The organism is Paenibacillus sp. SEL1, from assembly GCF_054602535.1.
Genome location: NZ_CM137723.1, coordinates 839628 through 858690, shown reverse-complemented (window position 1 = coordinate 858690; position 19063 = coordinate 839628). Strand labels below are relative to the sequence as shown.

Annotated in this window: 15 protein-coding genes and 1 riboswitch; of the genes, 12 read left to right on the top strand and 3 right to left on the bottom strand. The window is 47.6% G+C overall.

Annotation, left to right across the window (positions count from 1 at the left end; genetic code table 11):
• Positions 1 to 134 precede the first annotated feature (134 nt).
• Complete coding sequence (locus ACYCSE_RS03905; protein WP_459701502.1) at positions 135 to 1325, top strand: NAD(P)/FAD-dependent oxidoreductase; 1191 nt, start codon at positions 135 to 137, stop codon at positions 1323 to 1325.
• A gap of 200 nt (positions 1326 to 1525) precedes the next feature.
• Here ACYCSE_RS03905 and hemQ read toward each other — a convergent pair whose 3' ends face one another.
• A complete protein-coding gene (gene hemQ, locus ACYCSE_RS03900) occupies positions 1526 to 2305 on the bottom strand; it encodes a hydrogen peroxide-dependent heme synthase (protein ID WP_023990152.1) in 780 nt (259 codons plus the stop codon).
• Between the two features lie 345 nt (positions 2306 to 2650).
• On the opposite strand from hemQ, the gene ACYCSE_RS03895 reads away from it, so the two are divergent.
• The 4 genes from ACYCSE_RS03895 (at position 2651) to uvrC (ending at position 7844) form a co-directional block, all read left to right on the top strand.
• Positions 2651 to 4168: a replication initiation and membrane attachment family protein gene (locus ACYCSE_RS03895; RefSeq protein ID WP_459701500.1), complete on the top strand. Its 1518-nt coding sequence runs from the start codon at positions 2651 to 2653 to the stop codon at positions 4166 to 4168.
• A 40-nt stretch (positions 4169 to 4208) separates the two neighbouring features.
• Positions 4209 to 5156 carry a primosomal protein DnaI gene (gene dnaI, locus ACYCSE_RS03890; protein ID WP_061830114.1) on the top strand — a complete coding sequence of 316 codons (948 nt, stop codon included), beginning with the start codon at positions 4209 to 4211 and terminating at the stop codon, positions 5154 to 5156.
• 125 nt (positions 5157 to 5281) lie between these two features.
• The gene (trxA, locus tag ACYCSE_RS03885) at positions 5282 to 5599 is read left to right on the top strand and encodes a thioredoxin (RefSeq protein WP_010347861.1); all 318 of its coding nucleotides are present in this window, start codon (positions 5282 to 5284) and stop codon (positions 5597 to 5599) included.
• Between the two features lie 160 nt (positions 5600 to 5759).
• On the top strand, positions 5760 to 7844 hold the full coding sequence (gene uvrC / locus ACYCSE_RS03880) for an excinuclease ABC subunit UvrC (RefSeq protein WP_322173141.1): 2085 nt from the start codon (positions 5760 to 5762) through the stop codon (positions 7842 to 7844).
• Here the strand turns inward: uvrC and ACYCSE_RS03875 are convergent.
• The gene (locus tag ACYCSE_RS03875) at positions 7813 to 9543 is read right to left on the bottom strand and encodes a CPBP family intramembrane glutamic endopeptidase (protein ID WP_459701497.1); all 1731 of its coding nucleotides are present in this window, start codon (positions 9541 to 9543) and stop codon (positions 7813 to 7815) included. The two genes, uvrC and ACYCSE_RS03875, sit on opposite strands and share 32 nt — an antisense overlap.
• A 261-nt stretch (positions 9544 to 9804) precedes the next feature.
• Positions 9805 to 9957, top strand: a riboswitch (cyclic di-AMP (ydaO/yuaA leader).
• Between the two features lie 408 nt (positions 9958 to 10365).
• Between ACYCSE_RS03875 and ACYCSE_RS03870 the strand changes: the two genes are divergently transcribed.
• Positions 10366 to 11706 carry a TrkH family potassium uptake protein gene (locus ACYCSE_RS03870; protein ID WP_459701495.1) on the top strand — a complete coding sequence of 447 codons (1341 nt, stop codon included), beginning with the start codon at positions 10366 to 10368 and terminating at the stop codon, positions 11704 to 11706.
• Between the two features lie 192 nt (positions 11707 to 11898).
• Complete coding sequence (locus ACYCSE_RS03865) at positions 11899 to 12576, top strand: potassium channel family protein (RefSeq protein ID WP_459701493.1); 678 nt, start codon at positions 11899 to 11901, stop codon at positions 12574 to 12576.
• A 5-nt stretch (positions 12577 to 12581) separates the two neighbouring features.
• On the opposite strand, the gene ACYCSE_RS03860 is transcribed toward ACYCSE_RS03865, so the two are convergent.
• Entirely contained in the window at positions 12582 to 13487 is a 906-nt protein-coding gene (locus tag ACYCSE_RS03860) for a LysR family transcriptional regulator (RefSeq protein WP_028541456.1), read from the bottom strand.
• Positions 13488 to 13713: 226 nt separating this feature from the next.
• Between ACYCSE_RS03860 and ACYCSE_RS03855 the strand changes: the two genes are divergently transcribed.
• The 5 genes from ACYCSE_RS03855 (at position 13714) to ACYCSE_RS03835 (ending at position 18995) form a co-directional block, all read left to right on the top strand.
• Positions 13714 to 14388 (top strand): succinate dehydrogenase cytochrome b558 subunit, encoded by a 675-nt coding sequence (locus tag ACYCSE_RS03855; RefSeq protein WP_103050010.1) that lies wholly within the window; start codon positions 13714 to 13716, stop codon positions 14386 to 14388.
• A gap of 93 nt (positions 14389 to 14481) precedes the next feature.
• Entirely contained in the window at positions 14482 to 16227 is a 1746-nt protein-coding gene (sdhA, locus tag ACYCSE_RS03850; protein WP_061830109.1) for a succinate dehydrogenase flavoprotein subunit, read from the top strand.
• 19 nt (positions 16228 to 16246) lie between these two features.
• Entirely contained in the window at positions 16247 to 17014 is a 768-nt protein-coding gene (gene sdhB / locus ACYCSE_RS03845; protein WP_013311795.1) for a succinate dehydrogenase iron-sulfur subunit, read from the top strand.
• Between the two features lie 161 nt (positions 17015 to 17175).
• A complete protein-coding gene (locus ACYCSE_RS03840; protein ID WP_348620513.1) occupies positions 17176 to 17985 on the top strand; it encodes an AAC(3) family N-acetyltransferase in 810 nt (269 codons plus the stop codon).
• Between the two features lie 65 nt (positions 17986 to 18050).
• On the top strand, positions 18051 to 18995 hold the full coding sequence (locus tag ACYCSE_RS03835; RefSeq protein ID WP_165179097.1) for a metallophosphoesterase: 945 nt from the start codon (positions 18051 to 18053) through the stop codon (positions 18993 to 18995).
• Positions 18996 to 19063: the final 68 nt, after the last annotated feature.

Here is a 19063-nt window from a genome sequence, read left to right as displayed (position 1 = left end):
GCTGGGTTCCGCTTGCAAAGTTAAAGCGATTAATATTTGATGAAGACTTTTCTGTGAGTATCAATTAACCGTTTTGAGAGAACAGCTGTGAACAATTAATGATTATGATTATGTATATCGGAAGGGGTAGAAGCATGAGCAGTATTCCCAAAATTGTCATTGTGGGCGCCGGATATGGCGGTATATTGACGGCTCAGCAATTGCAAAAGGAGCTCAAGCACAATGAGGCGGATGTCACGCTGATTAACCGTCATGATTACCACTATATTACGACACATCTTCATATGCCTGCGGCAGGTACAGATACGATTGAACATTCAAGGATTCCGATTGCTCAGCTAATCGATGAGTTCAAGGTGGATTTAGTCAAAGGAACGGTTAAGGAAATCATACCAAAGGAGAAAAAAATCGTGCTGGAGGATGGCTCGCTGTCCTACGATTATTTGGTCATCGGACTAGGCGGGGAGCCAGAAACATTCGGTATTCCGGGGATGGATAAGTTCGCGCTGACGATTCGCAGTATTAACTCGGTTCGCCTGATTCGTGAGCATATTGAATACCAACTGGCCCTGTATAAAAATGACGGTAAGCCAGGTCGCCTCAATTTTGTCGTTGGGGGCGCTGGTTTCAGCGGGATTGAGTTTGTAGCGGAGTTGGCGGATCGTTTGCCACAGCTCGCTAGAGCGTATGATATCGATTTTAACCGGATTCAAATCATTAACGTCGAGGCAGCTCCTACGGCACTGCCAGGGTTCGATCCTGAACTGGTGGAGTATGCGATGGATGTCCTTAAGCGTAAAGGGGTCACCTTCCGCATTGGAATTCCGATTAAGGAATGCTTGCAGGATGGTGTAATCGTTGGTGAGGGTGAGAAAATCGAAGCCTGCACGGTGGTGTGGACGGGAGGGATTCGTGGGAACGGATTAATTGAGAAAGCCGGATTCGAAGTGATGCGCGGAAGGGTGAAAATCGACGATTTTCTGCGTGCACCGGGCCACGATGATATTTTTATTATCGGGGACAGCTCCCTGATGTTTAATCCCGAAGGACGTCCTTATCCACCGACTGCCCAAATTGCGATGCAGCAAGGGGGCCTTTGTGCCAAGAATCTGGCCGCTACTCTTCGCAAAAAGGAGCTGCACAAGTTCGTATTTTCTAACAAAGGGACGGTTGCTTCGCTTGGAAAAGGCGAAGCCGTCGCCGTGGTGGGCAAACGTAAAATAAAAGGCTGGGTGGCCGCACAATTGAAAAAAATTGTCGATCTCCGCTATCTGTTCATCATTGGCGGAATTCCACTGGTACTGAAAAAAGGGCGGTTTTTCTAACCTCAGACGAGTAGTCAACATGCAAAAACAATACGAGCAGAAAAAGGTTTCCACAGCTCTTATCAGAGCTCGGAGGCCTTTTTTTCATTGTTCTGTTTTCTATTATAGTTTTAGGTCTTATAAAAAAGGATTCCGTCGTCCCGAAAGTGGGAGTTCACGAAATCCTCGGATTTATTCAGTAAAGAGTTGATGTCTGCGTCTTACAGCTTCAACATGTCTTCAAATGTCTCTTCATTCAACACGCTGCCGACATAGAAGGAGCCGAATTCACCGTAACGGGCACTGACTTCATCAAAACGCATTTCGTAGATTAGCTTCTTGAACTGAAGTGCGTCATCGGAGAACAGTGTTACGCCCCATTCCCAATCGTCAAATCCGACGGAACCGGAAATAATTTGCTTTACTTTGCCAGCATAGCTGCGTCCAATTAAACCGTGGCTGCGCATCAAGGTGCGACGCTCGTCCATCGAAAGCATATACCAGTTGTCGTCCAGGTCACGTTTTTTGTTCATTGGATAGAAGCAAATATAACGCGCCTTGTTTAATACGGGCTTCAATCGTGCGACGATTTGTGGATTTTGCATTGGATCTTCATCTTTGCTCAAATAATTACTTAGTTCCACCACACTCACATAAGAATAGGTTTTGGTTGTATATTTGGCGAAGGTTGTTTTGTTAAAGTCATTTTCCAGTTTATTGAGGTCTTCCAGCGTTTCGCGCAGGTGCATCATGACAAAATCAGCCTTTTGTCCGACTACAGTATAGACAGCTGAGCTGCCCAGACCCGCTTCCTCGGTAACGTTCCATTCCTTCATAAACTCTTGAAGCTCGTCCAGTGCTCCGGCGCGCTCTTCATCGTCTGCGGTCTTCCATGCTGTCCAGTTGATGGACCGGAAATCGTGAAGCGCATACCAGCCTTCCAGTGTGGAGGCTACTTCGTTGGGGGTTGCTGGGGTTTGTTGTGGTTGATGTTGACTCACGATCTACACTCCTTTACGATCTGTAAATGATAATCGGCTTAACCGAAATATGTGTACTTCCTTATATCTTTCCTGTATCCAATACGTGATGCTTAACCATTATATTGTAGCTCAAAGTAAAGCTTTTCACCAATGAAAGAAGTGTGAAGAATTTTATTTTTACCATGATGCAGGTCACAAAGTCATAAAATAGTTAGTATTCTCGAAAAAAGTAGAACTCAGACGAATATGGCTGCCAAAAAGGAGAACAATTGCCCTTATTTTGTTGGTCCCACGAGAAGGCAAGTATGATAGAATAGAAAAACATCTTGGAGACCGTTATGTCAGGAAAGGAAGAATGTTGGAATGCGGATGAAAAACCTGCTGCACTATACTGAGAACCACCGCTATTGCGTTTATCGGGAATTTGGCTTGAGCGCACTGGATGAATTGATGCTGGGAAGCGTCTATCAGCCGATGGTAGGCGCATTTGCGGTCAGTCTGTATCGACTGTTGTTCCAGCATGTGCCAGTTGGACAAATCGGTTATTCGCCGTTGGAACAGCAGCGTCGCCTTTTTCTGACACTGGGACTGGAGCCGAGTGAGAAGGGACGCAAGTATTTGATTGAACAGACTTCCAAGCTGGAGGCCGTCGGTCTGTTACAGACGTCCAGGCTGTATGCACCCGAAACGGACGACTATATGTACGAATATGAGATGCAGCCACCGCTTGCACCTGCTGAATTTTTCAGAACACAGCATCTCACCCTTTTGTTGAGAGACAAAATCGGTAAGTTTGCAGTGCTCTCTCTGAGAGAATCGTTGTGGAGCAGGGAATCTAGCGAATGGTCGCAATCTTCCTATAATAAAGAGAATATTTCGATTCCTTTCTACGAGTTATTTGAACTGAATACCCATGTTATAGATTATGAACTGGAGCAGGCGCTGTCCGAGGTGTCCACTAGTCGTCAGACTGGAGCACTAGCGTCAGAATCGGAGGAAGCATTGAATTATGCAGATATTATTCTCCGTTTTCCGCGTGAATCTGCCAATCGTAAGCACGTGGAACGTCTTCGGTTTGAGCACGAGCAGTTAGGCATGGTCAATTACGTTGTTCGCAAATTTGATCTCTCTGTACAGGATATTAGTCGCTTGCTGGATGAGGATGGTATTTTTACCGAAGCAGGCGATTTGTTGCTTGACGAGCTTCAGCTTCGGGCTAGTCAGCACTCCAGACAGGATCGGAAGCGTCAGGAGGAACAGCAGGTACAGGCCGCCAAAGTGGTCGCCTTGCGCCAGAGGGAAACTTCCACATCTGAAGAGCCGCCTGCAGAACTGGCTGTGGAAATGGAATTTTATGTAGAGGTTCCACCACAATTCACAGCCAAATGTGACATTCACCAGTATAATATGATGTTGCGCAACGAGCCTTATCGCCGGTTGCTGCAAACCTTTTTCCCTGGCACGGTTCCCGGTAACCTGCTGGATATATTCGAGAAAATTGATATCAGCTATAAGCTGCCCGGTGAAGTCATCAACGTGCTGATCCATTATTTAATGTCACTGCTCGTATCGGGGAGCGATCAGCGGATTAACCGCAACTTTGTCGAGGCCGTTGCTTCCAACATGCTGCTTAAGCAGGTCAACACTTACGAAAAAGCCGTTCAATATATAAGAGATCAAGCCAAGGTAAAAGGAAAACAGTCCTCTGCTTCTCCTTCCGGCGGCCGATCCCGCGCATATGCCAAAAATAACGGGCCAGCCAAGCCATCCATTCCAATCGTACAGGATCACCCTTCCGAGGAGTCTGTATCTGAGGAAGAAATGGATGAACTGCTGCGTCTGGCCGAACGAATGCAATCCGGTAAACAGAAAAAGGTGTAGGTGTCCATAACTCTGCACATTTTAGAAAGGAGGAGCGTTCTTGGAATCACTGGGCGATTTGCTACAGCAGATGCAGAACCCTTCGTTTCGCCAGCGCACTCGCAATGTAGCCGATCAAGTTCTAAATGATCCGCTCGTGCAGGAGTTTTGTGCTGCTCATCCTGATGTGGACGAAACACAATTGCGACTCAACATGAGCATGCTCTTTCAGTATACCCGGGATCGTCGAAATTGCGACAATTGTCCGGGGCTGGAACGATGTCCTAACGATTTTCAGGGCCACTTTTGCAAGCTGGGCGTGGAATATCCGAATGGAACAGCCGAAATCGTGGACATTCGGACCCCATGTGCGAAGTTGGTTGCTTCCCAACATGAACAACGGGTTCGTCAGCGAATTAAAAGCTTCTATGTGGATGAACGCGCCCTTCTGGAGGGATATAACGCTCTTGAAATTGCGCGCAAAGATTCACAACGTATGCCTGCCGTCACACAGCTATTCCGTTACATTGAAGAAACGAAAAGTCAGGGTCTATCCAAAAAAGGACTGTATCTGGAAGGTACATTTGGTACGGGTAAAACTTTTTTGATGGGCTATCTATTGCACGAGCTGGCCCTGTCGGGTCTGAATGGTGTGATTGTGTATATGCCTGATTTTGTGGAGGACTTAAAGTCCATGATTCAGGACGGGCAGAAGCTGAAGGAAACGACCGAAATGCTCAAAAATTGTGATCTGCTCGTATTTGACGATATTGGTGCTGAAAATTTAAGCCCGTGGGTACGGGACCATGTGATGGGCTCCATACTGAATTACCGAATGAATCGCAAACCGACCTTTTATACTTCCAATTATTCGTTGCAAGGGCTGGAGAAGCATCTCAGCTTTACGAGTAAGGACGGAGAGGAAATGTATAAGGGACAACGCTTGATGGACCGGATTCGTCCTTTTGTAGATGTCATTACCGTAAAGGGAAAAAATCAGCGGGGTTAAGCGTTTTTCCGTCTGCTATTTTGATATCTTACAATTAAAAGACTATTGTGATATAATTAAAAGGTGTCGAAACAGACATTACAGGTTATAATAATCTTGACTTTTCTATAAAGGAGGAACATACAATGGCAATTGTTAACGTGTCCGATCAATCCTTCAACGCAGAAGTCGAAGGCACAGGAACCGTTTTGGTTGATTTTTGGGCGCCATGGTGCGGTCCTTGCAAAATGATCGCTCCTATTCTGGAGGATCTGTCCACAGAAGTTGGCGACAGCGTCAAAATCGCAAAGGTGAACGTGGATGAAAATCCAGAGTCTGCTTCCCGTTTCGGCGTGATGAGTATTCCTACCCTGATCGTCTTCAAAGACGGACAGCCTGTCGATAAAGTGGTAGGTCTGAACTCCAAAGAAGCACTGAAAAGCATGCTTACTAAACACCAATAATCATCGCATGTGACCCATGCTCCCGCGGGGGCTTGGTGGAGCGGCCATGAAAGGTCAATGCCTCCGGTTGTAAATACCGGGGGCGTTTTTGTGTATTATTCCTATATATTATAAATAGTTAGTTGAGTAATCATTAAGAATGGAAGGAGGAACCGGGCGAATGAAACCTTATGCGGAGGACTTGCAAAATCAGGAGAAGGCGCTGGAGAACATACGGCACAAATTAGCGTTACTGCCGGATGCATCAGGCTGTTACCTGATGAAGAATAGCGAAGGCACCATTATTTATGTCGGCAAGGCCAAAGTGTTGAAAAACCGGGTCCGTTCCTATTTTACAGGTAGCCATAACGGCAAGACGCAGCGACTGGTTTCCGATATCCGTGATTTTGAATATATCGTTACAGGCAGTAATATGGAGGCGCTCATTTTGGAGTGCAACCTCATTAAAAAGTACCAGCCGCGTTATAACGTGCTATTGAAGGATGATAAAACCTTTCCGTATTTGAAAATTACGAACGAGGCACACCCCAAGCTGGAGGTGACCCGTCGCGTTCTGAAAGATAAAGCAAAATATTTTGGACCGTACCCCAATTCCTACGCGGCACATCAGACGAAGAAGCTGCTGGATCGTATGTATCCGTTACGCAAGTGTGGTGTAATGCCCAAGGAAGTGTGCCTGTATTATCACATGCATCAATGTTTGGGGCCTTGTGTGAAAGAGGTCGAGAAGGAAACGTATGACCAGATTGGTCAGGAGATTGGTTCCTTTTTGAGCGGGGGACATGAGGAAATTAAAAAGGATCTTCAGCGTAAAATGCAGGAGGCCGCAGAGGAATTGTACTTTGAGCGGGCCAAGGAGCTGCGAGATCAGATTATCAGCATCGACGCGATGATGGAAAAGCAGAAAATCACCACATCGGATGCGAAGGATCGAGATGTATTCGGTTTTTCAGTAGATAAGGGCTGGATGTGTGTACAGATCCTATATGTCCGCAAAGGTAAAATGATCGAGCGTCATATGTCGACTTTTCCTTTCTACGGTGAGGCTTACAGTGATTTTATGTCCTATGTGACGCAATATTATAGTGACAACCCGGCAGTGCCGCAAGAAATATTGCTGCCAGATTCTCCTAAGCTGATGCAGGCCGAACAGGTCAATGTCGATCAACCGGTTGCGGCAGAAACTGTACCCCACAGTGCAGCTACAACCGATGCTACCAGACAGACAGATGAGAAAGCGATACAAACGGAGACAGAGCCCTCTGCTGACTCATTGCTGGTGGCTGAAGAACGGGCAACTTATGCAGCAGCAACAAATCAAGACCAAGTTAGTGACCAAGATACCGGAGTAAAGGAAACAGAAACCCAACTATCCGGTGGACTGGAGGACCCGAGTACGGCGGCTCTCGCTCTGGCTGAATGGTTGGATGTAAAGGTACTTGTACCGCAGCGTGGACTGAAAAAGCAAATGACAGGCATGGCGACGGAAAATGCACGTGTTGCTTTGGATGAGAAGTTTAAGCTGATCGAGCGGGATGAGGAACGGACATCCAAAGCTGCAAGCAATCTCGGACGTGCCATTGGACTGGATAGCTTGCACCGGGTGGAGGCGTTTGATAACTCCAACATCCAGGGTTCCGATCCAGTCTCAGCCATGATCGTGTTTATTGATGGCAAGCCTGCCAAGAAGGAGTATCGAAAATATAAAATCCGTTCTGTGCAGGGACCCGATGATTATGAAACAATGCGTGAGGTTATCCGACGTAGATATGAACGTGTGCTTAAGGAAAATTTGGAACGTCCCGACTTGATCGTTGTCGATGGTGGACGTGGACAAATTAAGGCGGCGACCGATGTATTGCAAAATGAGCTGGGTTTGTTCATTCCTGTGTGTGGTCTGGTGAAGGATGCCAAACATAGAACTTCCCAACTATTAGTGGGAGAGTCCTCTGAGGCCGTGACACTTGCACGCAATAGCGAAGAATTTTATCTGCTGCAACGGATTCAGGACGAGGTTCACCGTTTTGCCATTACGTTCCACCGCGAGCAACGCGGCAAATCTATGGTAACTTCCCGGCTGGACTCTATTCCAGGCATCGGCGAGAAACGGCGTAAGTTACTGCTTAAGCATTTTGGATCGCTCAAAAAAATAAGAGAGGCCAGTGTCGAAGACTTCCGGCCTCTCTCTATTGGGGATAAGCTTGCGCGTCAGATTATAGCTGCCCTTCGGGAGGAGGAGTCGTAGAATACGGCTCCTCTTTTTTTATAGGTTCAAACATAATTCGATTTGGCTTTTTAGGACTAAACCAATAAATGATGTAACCCACGATGGCTGGAAGTAAGATCCAGAATAGACCAGCGCTCACATTCACAGTGTCTCCCAGACTCATCACACTAAGTCCCATTAGAATGCTGTCAAAAATAACGTGGCTGAACATGGCGGCAATAAAGCCGTAACGCAGGAACACAAAACTGAACAGCAAACCAAGAAAAGTCAGCTCAATAGGTCTGGAAATCACCGGATAGATCGGATAAAGCGTATGTCCCAGTGCCCAAATCAGCGTGGTGATCAGACAAGCAACAAAAGTGTTTTTCACTATTTTTTTGACCATCGGAATACCAAACAGACGGTAGACAGTCTCTTCTCCAATACCTGCCATCCACGCCATAATCGGCAGTAGCCATGGATAAGCCATATTGTAAGGGGATTGTGTGGCATCTGTGGTGGAGAATGTATTAAATGTGCGCTCCAGTATAAAGAATAAGATGGATTGTACCCCGAGTAAAATAAAGGCCCACAAGTAGCCAACATACATACTGCGAAGCACATACAACCCGTAGCCCGGCTCTTTTGCACGCGGCCATGCATTCAGTCCAACCTGACGCATAAGCCCATCACCGCCGACCAAGGAGAAGTAGAGCGCTACAGCCATGAAAAAGGTAACACCAATCTGGAAAACCATAAGAAATATAAGCATGCCCTTACCGCCTGCTTCTGCTTGCAATAAAGGCAGCATGTTCATGGTCCCAGCTATACTAGCAATAAAGTATACAACGGATAGAACAATGCCGCGTACAAATGAAGTATGTCGTCGGGTGAGTGACGCATACACAATAGCAAGTACACCCAGTACAAAGCTAAATAGGGCATAACCCGCATAGGTCATCAAATTCGCCCAAAATGTTTGCTTTTCGATATAATCGGTATAGGACGACGGGGCCGAAAAGCTTTGGGTGAAGGAGCGAACATCACCGTCTTCAAAAGTAAAAGCCAGTGTAAGTACCGAGGCGCCGATTTTTTTATCGTCTACGGTATACTTTAATCCGCCTTCTTGTTCAGTGGTCGCAAGCTTTAAATCCGACGGCTTAAAGCCAAAGCGCTTGACCCATACTGCGGCCGCCTGCTCCTTGGCTTCGAGCGTCATGCCGTCCTCAGCCACACGTACAAGCCTGTTACGTGCTTGTTCATCCGTAGAAATATCAGCCTGTGTGTAATTGGTGCTGGAGGTGATCCGTTTAAAGCTAACGATCTTGCCAGTGGATAAATCCACATGAATTTGCAGTTTACTCTTCGCTGAGGATTCAGGCAGATCGACCCGAAAGGTTTCGTAAGGGTAACTTTTTTTCCATGTACGGTCGTACTGTTGAAGTAGTTTTTCTCTAGATAAATAACCGTACAAATCTGTTTCGGCCTGATAGGTCACGACAGGCTCCTCAGGCTGTGATTCAGTATAGCCCAGCTCGGAGCGGGCGAAGTCCAATGCGTGTATGACCGCTTCTTGTTTGCTGATGACCTTTGCGTTCATTACTGATTCTGGACTCGGATTGCTAAGCGAGGGAATAAGCAATTGAAAGATAAAAAAGCAAATCAGGCCAATCCCGCCCAGCAAGCCTAATTTTTTGAAGTTGGCCGTGAGCACGACCGGTTTCCCGATAGGATTCATGAGTTTCCTCCTTAATCTGTAAATAAGAACATCCATTAAAGATATCATACTGCACAGGTTCCCGCCAACAGACAAGCGATATTCATGAAAATAGAGTGAAAGCACTTTAAAGTTCCAATAAAATTAGATAAGCTGCGATTAAACGATGCCCATTCGCAAAATAAAGCCAATTTCACGTTTTTTCGGCGAAATCGGTTTTGTGATCTGGATATAGAAGGATTATAATCTTGAGGCAATGCCTATGAAATACATAGGTAATGATATACAGTTGAGCCGAATTTCTATGGGAAAACGGGGGAACCATGTTACTGGGGTGAATTTTACAACCGATCCTGCTGGATCGGAAGTGTAAATAGGGCATACTGTGCTGCCCGAATCCGTCAGCTAACCTCGTAGGCTATGAGCAGGAACCAAGTCAGGCACTCGGTTTTCCGGTGTCTTTTTTTGTGCGTATAAAAGTGTTTGGATTGGTTAGACCGCTGCGGGTGCAGATTATTCTTCCGATTGCTGTTATCCCCGGATTTTTTTATTGTATACCCCCTTTAATGGTTAAAATCCGGAGATAAAGGCAAACGCTTCGCTTCTTCAGAACAATTCTGCCCCCTTCGCTACTGCTCGCCAATAGCACAGGGGGCCGAGTAGTGCTTGACATGCATTCTTCCTGTATTCAGGGAATGCTAATTATAGTTAACTAAGGTTTGGAAAAATCAAAAAATTCAGGGGCAACGACGATCGAAAGATCAAATGGAACGCGTAGCGAGCTTACACCGTATTAAATCACTGATTTATAGTTTTAAGGATTAGGAGAGAAGTGATGAATAGATGAATCCCAATGCAAGCTGGCTCCGGCTTTCTCCACCGCAGATATTCGTTGCGGGCTTTGCCATTATCATTCTAATAGGTAGTTTATTGTTAATGCTGCCGGTCTCCAATACAACAGGAAAGCCACTTGCGTTTATAGACGCTTTGTTTACTGCCGCCTCTGCGACCTGTGTAACCGGGCTTGTCGTAAAGGACACCGGGCTCTTTTTTACCACTTTTGGTCAAGTTGTCATCGTTGCGCTGATCCAAATCGGCGGTCTTGGCTTTATGACCATGGCTACCTTGATTGCACTGGTGTTCAAGCGTCGGATTTCCTTGCGGGAGCGTCTCATCTTGCAGGAAGCGATGAATCAGACTTCTGTAGAGGGAATTGTCGGGTTAATCCGTAAGGTATTACTGTACTCACTGGTTATTGAAGGCGTATGCGCTACGATATTCTCGGTTCGCTGGTCCTTTGATATGCCCGTAGGCAGGGCGATTTATTTTGGAATCTGGCATGCCATCTCCATGTTTAACAATGCTGGTTTTGATTTATTCGGTGAATTTCGCAGCTTGACAGGTTATGTATATGATCCGATTGTTAATTTTACCGCAATGTTTCTAATTATTTCTGGCGGCATTGGTTTTGTAGTGATGTCAGACCTGGCAGAATATCGCAAGCGCAAGAGACTGTCCTTGCATACCAAGGTGGTACTCAGCATGACGGGCGCTATGATTGTAGTCGGCACGCTCGTGATTTTTGTATTTGAGTTTACGAATCCAAGGACTCTTGGCTCGCTTGATTGGGGTGGTAAGCTACTGGGATCTTTATTCCAGTCCGTTACTCCCCGTACCGCAGGTGCCAATACGCTGGACATCGCAGGCTTGCGGCAGGCTACGCAGTTTTTTATCATCATACTCATGTTTATTGGGGCTTCCCCTGGCTCCACTGGAGGCGGGATTAAGACCACAACATTCGCCCTGCTCATTGGAGCAGTGATTTCGATGCTGCGGGGGCGGGAAGATATTGTACTGTTCAAGTACCGACTTGCGCAGGGACGAATTTACAAGGCTTTGACCATTACACTGCTGGGGTTGCTGTTCGTGATCGGGGTGACGATGATTTTGTCGGCAACTGAAGATCATCATTTTCTGATGATCTTGTTTGAGACGGTGTCTGCGTTTGGTACAGTGGGGCTGTCGATGGGGCTTACACCTGATTTGACAGTCATAGGCAAGCTGGTGATTACCCTGACGATGTTTGCAGGTAGACTGGGGCCACTCACGCTAGCTTATGCACTGGGGCCGAAAAAGGGTAAAGAATTATATCGTCATCCGGAAGGCAAAATGATTATAGGATGAATCATTTCATATACATTTCGTTGGTTTAATCATTTCAGGATTTTGCAAAATTCGATACCAGTCGCTCCGAAGTCAAGATATAGACGAACTAAACCATTTCGATCTATATCTTCTTCATTGGAAGTCGCTTATGGGATTTGTGCAAGATCCCATTTATGAAATTGATTCAGATAAGGGAGTTTTCGAGTAGATATGAAAACGCAGCAGTTTGTAGTTATTGGCTTGGGGCGGTTTGGCTCAAGCCTGGCTTTGCAATTGGTTGATATGGGGTGCGAGGTGCTAGGCATTGACCGGAATGAGGATGTTGTGGACAGTATGAGTGAGATGTTGACACATACTGTCGTGACGGACGCTACCGATGAAGACTCGTTGCGATCACTGGGCATCCGTAATTTCGATTGTGGCATTGTTGCTATTGGTGATGACATTCAGGTAAGCATCCTCACCGCCATTTTGCTGAAGGAGCTGGGTGTGAAAAAAGTTGTAGCCAAAGCCATATCTGTGCTGCACGGGCGTGCGTTAGAAAAGCTCGGTGTGGACCGGATTATTTATCCAGAACGGGATATGGGTATCCGGGTGGCTCACCAGCTAGTCACGCCTAATTTGCTCGATTATTTAGAGTTGTCTAAGGAATACAGTATTGTGGAACTCAATGTACCTGCATGTCTGAATGGCAAAACGCTAGCAGAGCTAAATGCCCGTACCCGCTTTGGTTGTAGCGTCGTGGCGCTTCATACGGCGAACGGTATCCTGATCGCACCGACGGCTATGGATCGGCTAAAAGCAGAAGATATTATGGTCATCATCGGTTCGAATGACAATATCGGTCGCTTTGAGGATGAGGTTGTTAATGTTAATGAAGAGGATTAAACCCTCTACACCATACGGTAACCTGCAAACGACGCCCGTGTCTCGCTAATCCAGCGTCGTGCTGTCGGACCGAGATCGGTCGTCTCCGAGTAAATGAGGGAGGTCGTTCGGCGTGTCTCCTTCAAATCGGGCAAGTACAATGCAGTGAGTCCATTATCCCGTAATAGTTCGCTGCGCAAATAGGATTTGGGTAGCAAGGCAGAAGCCTTACAGGTTGGAAGCAGGCGTACAATTGCCTCGAAGGAGTCGATTTCCATGCGGATATCCGGCATGATGCCGCTGCGCTGGAATAAGTCATCCGTCAGACTGCGGTACCAGGTTCCTTTGGAGAAAATAATCATCGGCAATCCTTGCAGATCTTTCATCGAGGCCGTTCCTGTCTTGACGGTTAATTCATGTCCAATGGGAACAACGAGCTCCAAATGATCATCAAATAGCGGAATGCAACGCAGTCCGGCTTCATGAATGGCAGACCCGACAATACCGGCGTCTGCTTTTTTGTCACGTACAAAGGCGACGATTTCATGGGTTTTACCGGTGAGCAGCTTTAGCTCGGTTTGAGGATGCTTGCTCATGAAAGCTTCGACGAGGGTAGGCAGCGTCGTTTGGAGTGTCGTGAGACTTGCGCCGAGTGTAAGCATACTCTGGGCTTCATTTTTGTGCTGGGACAGCTTTTGTAAGAAGCGAAGCTGTCGTTGCCGTTGCTCTAGCGCGAACGTGTAAACAAATCGGCCAGTGGACGTAATTTCGAGCCGTTTGCCCCGACGATCAAAAAGATTCACACCCAGCTCTTCCTCCAGCTTCGCAATTTTGCGAGACAGGGCAGGTTGGGACAGATTCAGCAGTTTGGAGGCTTTATTCAGGCTGGACTGCTCGACAATGACGGCAAAAGCGTTCAAATCCTCAAACAAATCATCCACTTCCTCTCTATATGCAAAAAAGACATAATAATTAATACGTATATTGCAATTCCATTATAAGCCGAAAAGGAGTAACATGAAAGCGACACAAGATGTTCACACTTTTGTTTTTCCTTATAAGGGACACCTTGTTGGACATTTCCTGTCGGAAACTGTCAATTTATATGTTATATTACTATTGAAAACGCTATTATTGGGAGAAGGGAGCATGACCTAGATGAGAGGATTTTATTCCAGAAAGCTGCATTCGCTTCTTGGCGTCATTCCGCTGGCTCTATTTTTTGTTGAGCATTTGGTGACGAACTTCACAGCGGTGGAGGGCGGCAAGGAAGGATTTAATCGCAGCGTGGCCTTCCTGAATGGTTTGCCACTGGTTATTGTGCTAGAAACGTTATTCATCTACTTGCCATTACTGTTCCACGGAATTTATGGCTTGTATATTGCTTATCAAGCTGACCCGAATGTCAAAAGATTCGGCTATTCACGTAACTGGCGCTTTCTGTTCCAGCGTATTTCTGGCGTTATTACGTTTGTATTTATTATCTGGCACGTATACGACACGCGCTTTCAGGTGGCTCTGGGTAATGTAACCCATGAGGAGCTAGGCGGAGTCATGCATGGCATCGTGACGAACCCGGTTTATTTCATTTTGTATTTAATCAGTGTCGTTTCGGCATCCTTTCACTTTGCTAACGGACTGTGGGCATTTATGGTCAGTTGGGGGATTACCGTGGGACCACGTGCGCAAAAAGTATCTTCTTATATCTGTATGACCCTGTTCGTGGTGGTGTCTATCGGCTTCATCGCTTCCCTGCTTGCATTCCGCAGCGCGGAATTTCAGGAAACGGCAACTGCCTTGGTGCAATGCAGCGCTTTTAAACAGCTACTATAAACGACTCATATCAATTATACATCGTGTTGAGATTCTATTTTCAAACGTAAAAGGGGATTTGGTTAAAATCCTGAAAAAAAGGAGTGAGCAGAAATGGCAGCATCCAACATTATTGTCGTGGGCGGCGGTCTGGCAGGTCTAATGGCTACGATCAAGGCGGCAGAGGCGGGAGTTCACGTTCATTTATTTTCTTTGGTTCCGGTCAAAAGGTCCCACTCCGTTTGTGCTCAAGGCGGCATCAACGGTGCGGTTAATACCAAGGGTGAGGGAGACTCACCATGGATTCACTTTGATGATTCAGTTTATGGGGGGGACTTTCTGGCCAACCAGCCTCCGGTAAAAGCGATGTGCGAAGCGGCTCCGGGGATCATTCATCTCATGGACCGCATGGGCGTCATGTTTAACCGGACACCGGAAGGACTGCTGGACTTCCGCCGCTTCGGCGGTACCCAGCATCATCGGACCGCTTTTGCCGGTGCGACGACAGGACAGCAGCTTCTGTACGCTCTCGATGAGCAGGTACGACGCTGGGAATCTGCTGGTTTGGTGACCAAGTATGAAAACTGGGAGTTTTTACAGGCTGTACTGGATGATGAAGGCATCTGTCGAGGGATTTGCGGGCAGGATTTGCGTACGATGGAAGTGAAGACTTTTGCGGCGGATGCAGTTATTTTGGCATCTGGTGGCCCCGGGATTATTTTCGGTAAAACCACGAATTCCGTCATTAATACGGGCACGGCTGCCGGTGCGGTGTATCAGCAAGGCGTACGCTATGCGAACGGTGAGTTTATCCAGATTCATCCGACGGCTATACCAGGTGATGACAAGCTGCGTCTCATGTCCGAGTCGGCACGGGGAGAGGGCGGTCGTATTTGGACGTATAAGGACGGTAAGCCATGGTATTTCCTCGAAGAAAAGTATCCGGCTTACGGAAATCTGGTCCCTCGCGATATTGCGACACGTGAAATATTCAGTGTATGCGTTGATGATGGACTGGGTATTAATGGCGAGAACATGGTCTACCTCGACCTTTCCCACAAGGACCCGAAAGAGCTGGATGTAAAGCTGGGCGGCATTATTGAAATTTATGAAAAATTCGTCGGTGACGATCCGCGCAAAATCCCGATGAAAATATTCCCGGCTGTTCATTATTCAATGGGCGGTATGTGGGTCGATTACAATCAGATGACGAATATACCGGGCTTGTTCGCGGCTGGTGAGTGTGAATTCCAATATCACGGTGCGAACCGTTTGGGTGCGAACTCGTTGCTGTCAGCCATTTACGGCGGGATGGTGGCTGGACCTAAGGCTGTGGAATACATTAAAGGCTTGAAAAAATCTGCACAGGATATAGCTACCTCCGTATTTGATGCAGCAGTTCATCAGCAGACGGAGAAGTATGAGCGTATTTTGCATATGGATGGAAAAGAAAATGCTTATGTTCTTCATAAAGAGCTGGGTGAGTGGATGACGAACAACATGACTGTGGTTCGTTATAATGACAAGCTGGAAGCCACGATCCACAAGATCAAGGAGCTGAAGGAGCGTTACTCTAACATTAACATTAATGACGCTTCGCGCTGGAACAATGCGGGTGCGGCGTTTACACGGCAACTGTGGAATATGATGGAGCTGGCTGAAGCGATGACCAAAGGTGCGCTACTGCGCAACGAAAGCCGCGGGGCCCATTACAAACCAGACTTCCCGGATCGCAACGATGAGGATTTCCTGAAAACAACGATTGCGGACTGGACACCGGAAGGACCACAAATCTCGTATGAAGCGGTGGATGTTTCGCTGATCAAGCCGCGTATTCGGGATTATTCCAAGAACAAATAACGGAAGGGAGTGTATTTAGATGTCGGAGCAAGCAGTGAAGTCGAATAAAACAGTGAAGTTCGTTGTGACCCGTCAAGCTGATCCTAAAGCCAGTCCCTATACGGAAGAATTCGAATTGGCTTATCGTCCGGGGATGAATGTGATTAGCGCGCTGATGGAAATTCAGCGTAATCCGGTGGACAGCCACGGTAAAGAGACGGCCCCGGTATGCTGGGAGTCGAATTGCCTAGAGGAAGTATGCGGAGCATGCTCCATGGTGATTAACGGCAAGCCGCGCCAGGCCTGTGCGGCGCTCGTCGATAAGCTGGAGCAGCCGATTACGATCGCGCCGATGAGCACGTTCCCGGTAGTTCGGGATTTGGTCATCGACCGCAGCCGGATGTTTAATGCGCTCAAGAAGGTCAAAGCGTGGATTCCGATTGACGGTACCTACGATCTGGGCCCTGGTCCTAGAATGGCAGAGAAAAAGCGTCAGTGGGCGTATGAGCTGTCCAAGTGCATGACCTGCGGTGTCTGTCTGGAAGCTTGCCCGAACGTCAACGAGAAGACGACGTTCATCGGACCTGCGGCGATATCTCAGGTTCGTCTGTTTAACAGCCATCCGACAGGGGAAATGAATCAGGAAGAGCGGCTGGAGGCGTTGATGACGGACGATGGGCTGGAAGGATGCGGGAACTCGCAAAACTGCGTACGCTCTTGCCCGAAAGGCATTCCGTTGACAACTTCTATTGCCGAAATGAATAAGGAAACGACCAAGCATATGTTCAAGCGCTGGCTGACTGTATAGCAAATAGGTTATGCCCAAACAGGCTTTTTCTCAAACTGGAGAAAGCCTGTTTTTTTGCGCTCAGAAAAGATGGAGGGTAACATGGAGGAAGGAGCGCGGATAGCAGTTATGGTATAATTATGGTATTGTGTATCGTTTTTGGAGAAAAGGAGGCTGGACAGGTGACTGTGCAACCGATAACGAATCGACCTGTCACTAGGTCGGATGTCATGAAGGGATTAAAGGAGCTGGGAGTTCGGAGCGGCATGACATTGCTTGTTCACTCGTCGATGCGCAGCTTTGGACGCTTTATTCCAGGCGGGGCCTCGGCCATTCTTGCCGCGCTAACCGAAGCGGTTGGCCCGGAAGGGACGCTGGTGATGCCGACACAGTCTCATGACTTGACTGATCCTTCGACCTGGATGAACCCGCCTCTGGATGAGTCATGGTGGGAACTGGTACGCGAGGAAATGCCCGCTTATAATCCGGCCTGGACGCTGACCGGGGGGATGGGCATCATTGTAGAAACGTTCCGTGGCCTGCCGGGAACCAAGCGCAGCGGGCATCCGCATGTTTCTCTGGCGGCACGTGGACCTGCTGCTTTGGGATTACTGACAGATCATCAGCTCAACTATGGGCTGGGTGAGCATTCGCCCTTGGCAAAGCTGTATGAGGCAGATGCCTATGTGCTGCTGTTGGGCTGCGGACATGACAGCAACACGTCCTTGCATTTGGCGGAATATCGAACAGCCTATAATGGACGAGAAGTGATCACGCATCAAGCTCCTATGATGGTGGATGGAGCAAAAGCGTGGGTATCTTTTCAGGATTTTAATATTACCTCAGATGACTTTGAGAAGCTGGGACTTGATTTTGAACGGGACTGTCCCTCAGCTTTTACGCGAGTGAACATTGGAGAGGCTTCATGTTTTTTCGCGAGGCAACGTGATTTGGTAGACTATGCGGAGCAGTGGTTGTCCACCCATCGCTAAAGCTTCTGGACAGTAAGAATTTCTAAAAAGTGAGATCAAGGAATAGATCGCAAGGGGGAACGCATATGGAGAAGACGCCGCACACCCGCCGCGAGAGTCAGGATGGCCCGCATCAGGGGGCCGCTATCCCTCCCGGTTCTTCGCGGCGTTCCGTTTCAAATGAACCAGCCAATCCTTCGCGCCGCCATTTTTTGAAAAAAGCGGCTTTAGCCACAGCCGGAACCGCGCTTCTGGCTGGAGGATATGCTTCCTTATGGGAGCCTAATCATTTGGAAATTACACGCTTCAACTTGACTCTCCCTCGTCTTCCGTCTGCTTTCGACGGAATCAGGGTCGTACATTTCAGTGATGTACACTTGGGTTTTCATATGGATGAGCAGGATCTGCGCGAGCTTGCGGACCGTATAGCAGGTCTGAAGCCAGATTTGCTCTGTTTTACAGGCGATATTGTAGATGACTATGCAGTATCCATGAAGGCTGCTGTTCCAGTTATGGCTTCGATGCACGCCACACTCGGCAAATTTGCTATTTTGGGCAATCATGATTATAGAGGCTTACCAGCCGGAGTTCAGGAATTATACCCAAAAACCGGATTTACGTTGCTGAGAAACGAGCATGCGATTGTAGAGCTTGCGGGACAGCGTGTAGCCATGGTCGGTTTAGAGGATAACATTATGGGCAAGCCCAATCCGCAGCGTGCCATCCACGGGCTACCTGATGAGATGTGCAAGCTGCTGCTGATGCATGAGCCGGACTATGCAGATGTAGCGGCGCAAATGTCCTTTGATCTTCAACTGTCGGGGCATACGCATGGAGGACAGGTACGCTTGCCGGTCATTGGAGCACCAATGCCGCCTCCGGGTGGACGCAAGTACATCCAGGGGTTATTTCATGTGGGAACAGAGAGAATGCCACTGTATGTCAGCCGAGGCATTGGCATGACACATTTGCCGATTCGCGTGCTGTGCAGACCGGAGCTTAGTGTCATTACGCTAAAATCCAGCCAATAGGCCATGATCTTTTTTTCATCTTTATCATATATGTTGGAACTACATAAAGATGGCTTGAATGTAGTGTA